Origin of the sequence: Enterobacter sp. 5-4 (genome assembly GCF_000612205.1) — a bacterium.
In the GTDB taxonomy this organism is placed as follows: domain Bacteria; phylum Pseudomonadota; class Gammaproteobacteria; order Enterobacterales; family Enterobacteriaceae; genus Enterobacter; species Enterobacter roggenkampii.
The window spans coordinates 293,401-304,554 of sequence record NZ_JFHW01000007.1 but is presented as its reverse complement, the minus strand read 5'-3'; the positions used below and the strand labels follow the sequence as shown (position 1 = coordinate 304,554).

General features: G+C 62.3%; 3 protein-coding genes. All 3 read left to right on the top strand.

Features of this window, described 5'->3' with window-relative positions; genetic code table 11:
- The coding region (locus AA74_RS0103970) for an S-layer family protein (RefSeq protein ID WP_025911210.1) at nt 1-7,728 on the top strand (7,728 nt) is incomplete at its 5' end.
- A 72-nt stretch (nt 7,729-7,800) separates the two neighbouring features.
- On the top strand, nt 7,801-9,981 hold the full coding sequence (locus AA74_RS0103965; protein ID WP_021242554.1) for a type I secretion system permease/ATPase: 2,181 nt from the start codon (nt 7,801-7,803) through the stop codon (nt 9,979-9,981).
- Nucleotides 9,978-11,153 (top strand): HlyD family type I secretion periplasmic adaptor subunit, encoded by a 1,176-nt coding sequence (locus tag AA74_RS0103960; protein ID WP_021242553.1) that lies wholly within the window; start codon nt 9,978-9,980, stop codon nt 11,151-11,153. Before AA74_RS0103965 ends, AA74_RS0103960 begins: the two co-directional genes overlap by 4 nt.
- The last annotated feature ends 1 nt before the right edge of the window (nt 11,154 follow it).

The window sequence follows — 11,154 nt, the reverse complement described above, 5'->3', positions numbered from 1 at the left end:
GCGGCCGATCTGGCAGGATTAACCGACGGCAGCGTCACCGTGACCGCATCGGTCAGCGACAAGGCGGGCAACCCGGCGTCCGTGGACCACAACCTGACGGTGGATGTGACCGTTCCTGCGGTGACCATCAACACCGTGGCGGGCGACGATGTCATTAACCTCGCAGAACACAGCCAGGCGCACATCATCAGCGGCACCGCCACCGGCGCGGCAGCGGGCGATAAGGTGACCGTCACCATCGGCGGCGAGACCTACACCACCGTGCTGGACGCGGCGGGCAACTGGAGCGTGGGCGTCCCGGCGAGCGTGATTTCCGGCCTCAGCGACGGCAGCGTGACCGTCACGGCATCGGTTACCGACGCGGCGGGCAATACCGGCACCGGCACGCATAACGTGACCGTCGATACCGGTCTGCCTTCGGTCAGCTTCAACGCCATCAGCGATGACAACGTGCTGAACGCGGTAGAGAAGGGTCATGATCTGCGCGTCAGCGGTACCAGCGCCAACCTGGCAGAAGGCACCGTGGTGGCCGTGACCCTCAACGGCAAAAACTACACGGCCACGACGGCGGCAGACGGCACCTGGAGCCTGACCGTTCCGGCAGCGGATCTGGCGGGTCTGAGCGAAGCGAATTACACCCTGAGCGCGAGCGCCACCAACGGCGTGGGCAACAGCGTGAGCAACACCGCGAACCTGCTGGTGGATACCGCGCTGCCAACCGTCACCATCGACACCGTGGCGGGCGATAACGTCATCAACGCGGCGGAAGTGGCCGCGGGCCAGACCCTCAGCGGCAAGGTCGCGAACGCGGAGGCGGGCAATACCGTCAACGTGACCATTGGCGGCAACACCTACACCGCAACGGTGCAGAACGATCTGACCTGGTCCGTGAACGTGCCGGAGTCCGTCCTGACGGCGCTGGGCAATGGCGATTTGACCGTGTCAGCAACCGTCACCAACGGCCATGGCAACACCGGGACCGGCGAGCGCGAGATCGCGATCGACGCTAACCTGCCGGGCCTGCGCGTTGATACGGTAGCGGGCGACGATGTGATCAATAGCATCGAACATACTCAAAACCTGATCGTCTCCGGCACCAGCGACGGGCTGGCGGCAGGCACAACGCTCACCGTGACCGTCAATGGCAAAACCTATGCGGCCTCCGTGCTGGCAGACGGTTCCTGGAGCGCGGCGATCCCGGCGGCAGACGTCGCGGCCTTCGCAGCAGGTACGGTCACCGTGACCGTTGCAGGCCAGAGCGCGGCGGGCAACCCGGTGACCATCAGCCATGACGTGACCGTCGATCTGGCGGCGGTGGCTATCAGCATCGATGCGATTGCCACCGATGACGTGATTAACGCGGCGGAAAAAGGCGCGGATCTGGTGCTCTCCGGCAGCACCTCGAACGTGGAGGAAAACCAGACCGTTACCGTTACCTTCGGCGGCAAGACGTACACCGCGAAGGTGGATGCTGACGGTAACTGGACGGCCACCGTGCCGTCTGCGGATCTCGCGGGCCTGAAGGACGGCGATGCCAGCGTACAGGTGAGCGTCACCAACGCGCACGGCAACAGCGCGTCGGCGGGCCGGGAGTACAGCGTGGACGCGACTGCGCCAACCGTGACCATTGATACGGTTGCAGGCGATAACGTGATTAACGCCAGCGAAGCGGCTGCGGGCGTTGCAATCTCCGGCACCACTACGGCGGAAGTCGGTCAGACGGTCACCGTGACGCTGGGCGGTAAGAGCTATACCGCGAAGGTGCTGCAGGGCGGCATCTGGAGCGTTAACGTGCCGGGCAGCGACCTCTCCACGCTGGCGGATAACGGCTACATCGTGCAGGTGAGCGTGAGCGACGCCGCGGGTAACTCGGGCAGCGCGGGCAAGACGATTACGCTTGATACCACGCCGCCGACCGTCAGCTTTAACGTGGTGGCCGGCGATGACGTCATTAACAGCGTAGAGCACGGCCAGGCGCAGATCGTCAGCGGGTCGGCAACCGGCGCGAACGTCGGGGATAAAGTGGTTATTACCCTTGGTTCGCACCAGTACACCACCACCGTTGACGCCAGCGGCAACTGGAGCGTGGGCGTTCCGGCCAGCGTGATTTCCGCGTTGACCGACGGCACCGTGACCCTCAGCGCGACCATTACCGACAGCGCGGGTAACAGCAGCACCCAGACCCATGACGTGGTGGTCAACACCGCCTCCGTGGCGCTGACGGTGAACACCCTTAGCGGTGACGACGTCATCAACGCGGCTGAAGCCGGTTCGTCACTGGTGATTAACGGCTCCAGCGCGCAGTTCGCCAGCGGGACCCAGGTCACCGTGACCCTGAACGGCAAGAGCTATACGGCCACCATTCAGAGCGACGGCACCTGGACGACCACCGTACCGGTTGCAGACGTCAGCGCCCTGACCGATGGCGCCAGCTATCAGGTGTCCGTATCGGCACAGGACAGCGCGGGCAACAGCGCCTCCGCAACGCATACTATCAGCGTGGATACCACTGCGCCGGTGGTGAGCATTCGGACACTGTCGGTTGACGACATGCTGAACGCCGCGGAAGCGCAGCAGCCGCTGACCGTGCACGGATCTTCCAGCGCGGAGGCGGGGCAGACCGTTACCGTGACGCTGGGAGGAAAAACCTACACTGCGCTTGTCGGCAGCGACGGCACCTGGACGCTCGACGTGCCGGCAGCCGACCTGGCCGCCCTGAGCCAGGGCGCGCTGACGGTCACCGCCTCGGTCAACGACAAAGCCGGTAACAGCGGCCAGACCACGCACACCTTAACGGTGGATACCGTCGCGCCAACCGTGACCATCAGCACCGTGGCCGATGACGATATCGTCAACAACGCGGAGCAGCTGGCGGGCCAGACCATCCGCGGCACCACCACGGCGGAACAGGGCCAGACGGTGACCGTCTCCTTCAACGGGCACAGCTATCAGGCGACCGTCGGGGCGGACGGATCGTGGTCGGTCTTCGTACCGGGCCGTGATTTCCTCGGCCTGAGCGACGGGGAGTACACCATCACCGCGTCGGTAAGCGACAGGGCGGGCAACCCGGGCAGCGCAACGCACGACGTGACGCTGAACGGCGATGTCCCAACCATCACCATTAACACCTTTGCGCAGGACGACATCGTCAACGCCGCCGAGCACGGCACGCCGCTGGTCGTCAGCGGTTCCACCAACGCGCCTGCAGGCCAGACGGTGACCCTCACGTTGAACGGTAAAACCTATGCGGCTACCGTCCAGAATGACGGCACCTGGAGCTACACGGTCAGCAGCGCTGACGTGGCCGCGCTGGCAGACGGCGGTTCTTACGTCATTAACGCGCAGGTCAGCAACACCATCGGCAACAGCGCCAGCGATAACCATACCGTCACGGTGGATCTCACCGCGCCGTCGATGGGGATCAGCATTGATTCGCTGCAAAACGACACCGGCCTTAGCGCAACGGATTTCATCACTAACGACAGCCAGGTCGTCGTCAACGGCTTGCTGACCGCGCAGCTCGGCAATAACGAGAAGGCGCAGATCAGCCTCGACGGCGGCGTCACCTGGATCGACCTGACCGTGACCGGCACCACCTGGCGCTACGCCGATGGCCGCACCCTGACGGACGGGACGTATCAGTACCAGGTCCGCGTGATTGATAACGCGGGCAACGTGGGGGCAACGGACAGCCAGGACGTGGTGATTGATCTGACGAAGCCTGCGGCAACCACCATTACCGTGGATTCCATTACGCAGGATACCGGCCTGTCCGGCAGCGACTTTATCACCAGCGACAACCAGATCAGCCTTAAAGGCACGCTCGGTGCGGCGCTGGGCAGCGGCGACCACGCGCAGATCAGCCTTGACGGCGGCGTCACCTGGATTGACGTCAGCGTCAGCGGCCTGAGCTGGACGTACGTCGATGGGCGCACGCTGGCCGACGGGGATTACAACTACCAGCTGCGCGTGATTGACGATGCGGGCAACATCAGCGCCACCGCCTCTCAGGTGGTGACCATTGATACGGTTGCACCGGACGCCAGCAAAACGATCGCCATCGACAGCATCAGCGACGATACCGGCCTGAGCAGCAGCGACTTTATCACTCGCGACACGTCCCTGACGCTGCACGGCTCGCTCGGCGCGACGCTGGCCGACGGCGAATACGCCCAGATCAGCCTCGACGGCGGCGTCACCTGGCAGAACGTGATCGTCACCGGCAACAGCTGGTACTACGTCGATAGCCGCACGCTGGGTAACCAGACCTATGACTACTACGTTCGCGTGGTGGATGCCGCCGGTAACGTGGGGGCCAGCGCCCATCAGCAGGTGACCGTCGATACGATTGCTCCGGATGCGGCGATCACGGTGTCGGTGGATAACATCACCGTGGATACCGGCTTCGACAATAACGACTTCCTGACCAGTTCGACCTCGTACACCCTGCACGGAACGCTCGGCGCTGAACTCGGCGCGGGCGAGTACGTACAGGTGAGCATGGACGGCGGCACGACCTGGGTGTACGCCACCGTCAGCGGCACCCAGTGGAGCTACAGCGATACGCGTGCCCTGACCGACGGCAGCCATAACTATCAGGTGCGGGTTGTCGACCAGGCGGGGAACGTCGGGGCCACCACCTCGCAGGCGGTGACGGTGGATACCCAGGCGCCGCAGTACGGCATCATCATCGACAGCATCAGCGACGATACCGGCCAGTCCGGGAGTGATTTCATCACCATGGACACCACGCTGACCCTCAACGGTTCGCTGGGCAGCGCGCTGGCAAGCGACGAGCGCGTACAGATCAGCCTCGACGGCGGGAATACCTGGCTTGATACCACGGTCACCAACCAGCGCTGGAGCTACACCGATACTCGCGATCTGCCTGACGGGGACTACACCTACCAGGTGCGGATTATCGACCAGGCGGGCAACGTGGGTTCCACCGCTTCTCAGGTCGTCACGGTAGACACCACGCCGCCGACCACGGTTGGCACGGTCGTGAGCTACACCGACGGTGAAGGTGAGCGTCAGGGCACCTTTGGCAGCGCGGTGGCAACGGACGATAACTCGCCGCTGATCAACGGGACGCTTAACCGCGCCCCGGACGACGGCGAGATCGTGCAGCTTTACCGTGACGGGGTTCTGCTCGGCCAGGTGACCATGAACGGCAGCGCAAGCTGGTCCTTCCAGGACAACGGCCTGAGCGACGGGAATCACACCTACATCGTGCGCGTCACCGACAGGGCCGGAAACTACACGGAGTCCGACGGCTTTGTGCTGAACGTCGATACCAGCATTCCGACCACCACGGCGGCGATTACCGCGCAGACCACGTCGGATACCACCCCGATTGTCAGCGGTACCGTTTCCGCTGACCTGGTGAACGGTGAATACCTGGTGGTGACGGTGAACGGCAAAACCTACACCTCCCAGACGGGCGGTGCGGTGGTGGTCGACCCGGATCACAACACCTGGTATCTGCAGATCCCGGACGGCGATGCGCTGAGCGTGGCGAGCTACAGCGTGACCGCGCAGGTGAAGAGCAGCGCGGGTAACGGCAACACCACCGGTACGGCGACCGGCAGCCTGGTGATTGATACCACCTCGGTGAACACCGACTGGGCAACCACGGCGGGGAACAGCAACAACTCCACCATGACCCTCGGCATGAACAGCAGCGGTCTGTGGAATATCATCGCTAACGGCCAGTCTTACTCCAGCAGCGATAGCTCGACCTATGCCGGCAATACGCTGACTAACACCCGTAACTACTACGTGGTGAGCCAGACCGCCGCCGACTTTGACCGTAACGGCACGCAGGACATTTTCGCGACGGAAAATACCTACGCCGGGTCAACGCAGGTGATGTGGACCTACGATGGCAGCACCTATAACGCCAGCCAGCTGGCAATGGGCACCACCATCTGGTTCGGCGGCGTGATTGCCTACGATAAAACCGGGGATGGGTATCTGGATCTGGCGTACGGTGACTCCGGCGCGGACTCCATTACCTATCTGATCAACAAAAACGGGGTACTCTCGCCTGACGGCACCTACGGCGGCGCGGGATTCTGGGGACAGTTCACCACCATGCGTGAAATCTCCGGCGTCGATATTAACAATGACGGCACCGTGGATGTGGTTCAGCACACCAACCGCAGCGGCGCGTACTCGTTAACCGTGATCAACAACAACGGCAACGGCACGCTCTCCATCGGTCAGAACCTGACGAACGTGTTTGTGCCCAACGCCTCGAATACCACCACGGCGGCGTCCATGACGTGGGCGGACTTCAACGGCGATGGCTACATGGATCTGTACCTGGGCAGCAGCTACAACAACAACGGCGGAGTGATCTACTACAACGACGGTACCGGGAAGCTCTCGGCCACCAAGAGCGCGGTGGAGGCGTCTAACGCAGCGGCGGGCTATCTGTCGGTGGCGGTGGACTGGAACGGTGACGGGCAGATGGACATCGTCAAGCTCAGCACCTACGGCGGCTCGCAGACGGCGACGCTGTTCACCAACAACGGCTACGGATCCACCTGGACCGCCAGCCAGCTGGCGTCCGGCATTGCTTACGCCACCGGCGTGGCGGCAGTGGACTATAACTGGGACGGTGCGCAGGACCTGCTGGTCTCTCAGCAGAACGGCAAGGTGGTGCTGGTGCAAAACAGCAAAACCATTGCTGACGGCACCGCGATGCATCTGCACATTGTCGACAGCGAGGGCATCAACGCCTACTACGGCAATACGGTCAACCTGTACAACGCCGCGGGCGTGCTGGTGGCCTCGCAGATCATCAACGCCCAGTCCGGTATCGGGTCGAACGATACGTCCGCGCTGGTGAGCTTCTACGGGCTGGATCCGAATGAAACCTATTCGGCCGAGATCCTGAAGATCACCAACGGCGTGTCGGATAACGTCACCTGGAGCGGTCTGGAAGCGGGCAACGGCAAAGAGGGCTACGTCCTGACGGCCGAAGCGGCCACCGGCGGCCACAGCGGAACCATTACCGGAACCGGGTATAACGACACCTTTATCGCCGAAAATGGCACCTATACCTACAACGGTTCCGGCGGCTGGGCTACCCATTCCGACCATGACACCTGGAGCAACACCGGCGGGGTGGACGTGGTGGATTACCGCAATGCGACCTCTGGCGTGACCGTTGACCTGCGCCTCTCAACCGCGCAGGACACCGGCTTCGGCACCACGCGTCTGCTGAACATTGAAGGGATTAACGGCTCGGATTACGACGACGTCATCACCGGCAACAGCGGTGATAACCGGTTCGAAGGCCGTGGCGGAAACGACACCTTCAACATCGGCAGCGGCGGTCACGATACGCTGCTCTACAAGCTGATCAACGCCTCGGATGCCACGGGCGGTAACGGTCACGACGTGGTGAACGGCTTTACGGTCGGCACCTGGGAAGGGACGGCGGACACGGATCGTATTGACCTGCGCGATCTGCTCTCCGGCAGCGGCTATACCGGCACGGGCTCGGCGAGCTACGTGAACGGCGTGGCCACGCTGGACAGCGGCGCGGGGAATATCAGCGATTACATCCGCGTGGTGCAGAACGGCAGCAATACCGAGATCCAGGTTGACCTGGACGGTACCGGCGGTCAGTTCTCGCCAACCACCCTGGTGACGCTGAACGGCGTGCAGACGGATCTGGCGACGCTGCTGGCGAACCATCAACTGTTAATTGCGTAAAACAACGCCGCGGGGAGCGATCCCCGCGGCCTTTTGGCGTTTCTTTAGACGAATTGCGTTACCCCGGAGATTATGAAGACACATCCACAGTACGAACCCTGGCTGCAGGGCATGCTCATCATCGCGAAGCACTACCGGCTGGACTTTTCGGTGGAGCACGTTCGGGTCACGATTAACCATGAAAGCCAGTCGCCGCGCCAGCTGGTGCTGGAGGAGATGGCGCGCCAGCTTGGGCTGGGGATGCGCGTGGTGGCGGCAGAAGCGGCATCCCTCGATCCGTGGCGCCTGCCGCTGCTGGCAGAATTCACCGGCGGGCAGATTGCGGTGATCAACCGCATGGACAACGAAGGCAACGTCAGCCTGCAGTTCAGCGGCGACGGCGGCCTGGAGACGACGCTGACGCGCGAGGCGCTCGGGTCGCGATTAAAGGGCCTGATGGTGCTGCGCCCGCTCGAGTCCACGCCGGATGCCCGCGTGGATGACTACATCAAACCGTATGAAAAAAACTGGTTCTGGCAGCTGGCGCTGAAGGACTGGCGACGCTACGGCGACATTATGCTGGTGGCGCTGGTCGCCAACGTGCTGGCGCTTTCCGGCATGGTCTTCTCCATGCAGGTCTACGACAGGGTGGTACCGTCGCAGTCAGAAGCCACGCTGTGGGTGCTGTTTGGCGGCGTGATGATTGCCATCGTGTTCGAATTCATCATGCGCATGCTGCGCGTGCACATTTCCGACGTGGTGGGGAAGCGCGCCGATCTGCGCATCTCTGAACGCGTCTTTGCCCACGCGCTGCGGATTAAAAACGGCGCACGCTCGAAATCAACCGGATCGTTTATCGCGCAGATCCGCGAGCTGGAGTCGGTGCGCGAGCTGATCACCTCGACGACCATTGCGGCCCTCTCCGATCTGCCGTTCTTCCTGCTGTTCGTCTTCATTCTGTGGATGATTGGCGGTCCGCTGGTGCTGGTGGTCCTGCTCGCCGTGCCGCTGTTGCTTATTCCTGGCCTGCTGGTGCAGCGCCCGCTGGGGAAACTCTCCAGCGAAGGGATGCGTGAATCCGCCATTCGTAACGCCACGCTGGTGGAAGCGGTGCAGGGCATTGAAGACATCAAGCTGATGCGCGCCGAGCAGCGTTTCCAGAACCAGTGGAATAACACCAACGACGTCGCCGCCAGCGTCGGCATGAAGCAGCGCTGGCTGACGGGCCTGCTGCTCACCTGGACGCAGGAGGTGCAGTCGATTGTTTACGCGGTGGTGCTGCTGGTGGGCTGCTATCTGGTCATCAGCGGTGACATGACCACCGGTGCGCTGGTGGGCACCTCGATTCTGGCGTCGCGGACCATTGCGCCGCTGTCGCAGATCTCAGGCGTGCTCTCGCGCTGGCAGTCGGCAAAAGTGGCCCGCAAGGGGCTGGACGACCTGATGCAGCGGCCGATTGACGATCCGCAGCACGGCAAGAAGGTGCACAAAGCCCACCTGCGCGGCGACTATGCCCTTGAGGACGTCGGGTTTTATTACGACGAGGAAGAGAAACTCACCGTGCTCAACATCAGCAAGCTGCAGATCCGCGCCGGAGAACGCGTGGCGGTGCTCGGGCGCAATGGCTCCGGCAAAAGCACGCTCCTACAGCTTCTGGCGGGCATGCAGGAGCCGCAGCAGGGCAGCATTCTGCTGGACGATATTGCCCTTAATCATCTCGACCCGGCCGACGTGCGTCGCGACATGCAGCTGCTGAGCCAGCAGGCCCGTCTGTTCTTTGGCTCCGTGCGGGACAACATCCTGATGGGCAACCCGCTGGCGACCGACGATGAGATTCACCAGGCGCTGGTCAACAGCGGCGCGCTGGAGTTTGTGCGCAAACAGAAAATGGGGTTGAACACCATCATCAACGAGGGCGGAACGGGCCTCTCCGGCGGTCAGCGTCAGGCGCTTTTGCTGGCGCGCGCCCTGATCACCTCGCCGACTATCCTGCTGCTGGACGAGCCTACCGCCTGGCTGGACGAAATGAGCGAGAAGCAGTTTATTCAGCATCTTCACACATGGCTGGGTAAGCGCCGGACGCTGGTGGTGGCGACGCATCGCCTGCCGATTCTGGACCTGGTCGACCGCATCATCGTGCTGGAAAACGGCAAGGTCGTGATGGACGGCCCGCGCGACGCCATCCTGCACCAGCACGGCATGGCGCCGCAAAAGACAGCACAGCGCACCGTGACCATGAAACCGGCGGCGGTTGCAGAGGAGGGCGCAGCATGAATGATTTCTCCCGTTTTAATAGCCGACTGAAAGAGCCGCGCCTTCCGCGCGCCACGCTGGTGGCATGGTCGCTGTTCGCCCTGCTGGCGGCGTTTATCGCCTGGGCGAGCCTGTTCCAACTTGATGAGGTGACGACCGGCAGCGGTAAGGTGATACCGTCTTCTCATGAGCAGGTCATCCAGTCCCTGGAAGGCGGCATTATCCACAGCCTGATGGTGCGCGAAGGCGACATCGTCGAGCGCGGCCAGCAGCTCGCGCAGCTTGATCGGACAAAAACCGAGTCGAGCGTGCTGGAGAGCGAGTCGCGTCTGAATGCGGCGCTGGCCACGGCGGCACGCCTGAAGGCCGAAGTTAACGACACGGAGCTGACGTTTCCCGAGGAGCTGGATGACGACGTTGAGCTGGTTAAGCAGGAAACGGCGCTCTATCAGTCCCGTCGCGAGAGCCTTGAAAAGGGGCTGGCTGGTTTACGTCAGGGTGCCGAGCTGGTGCAACGCGAGCTGTCGTTGACCCGTCCGCTGGTGACCCAGGGGGCGGCCAGCAAGGTGGAGGTGCTGCGTCTTGAGCGTCAAAAAAATGAGCTTGAGAATAAAATCACCGAGATGAAAAACCAGTATTACGTCCGCGCCCGTGAAGAGCTGGCGAAAGCCAATGCGGAGATTGAAGCCCAGCGTTCGGTGATGAAGGGTCGGGAAGACTCCCTGACCCGACTGACTTTCAATGCGCCGGTTCGCGGGATCGTAAAGGATATTGACGTCACGACCGTGGGCGGCGTCATCCCGCCGAACGGCAAGCTGATGAGTCTGGTTCCGCTTGACGATCAGATGGTGATTGAGGCGAAAATTTCGCCGCGCGATGTGGCGTTTATCCATCCTGGCCAGAAGGCGCTGGTAAAAGTGACGGCCTATGACTACTCCATTTACGGCGGGCTGGAAGGGGAAGTGACCATGATTTCACCGGACACCCTGCAGGATGAGGTGAAAAGAGATGTTTATTACTATCGCGTCTATATTCGTACCGACAGTAACCATCTGACCAATAAGCAGGGTCAGGAATTTCCGGTCTTTCCGGGCATGATTGCCACCGTAGACATTAAAACCGGCAGCAAAACCATTCTGGATTATCTGTTGAAACCGCTGAACAAGGCAAAAGAGGCGCTGCGGGAAAGATAGG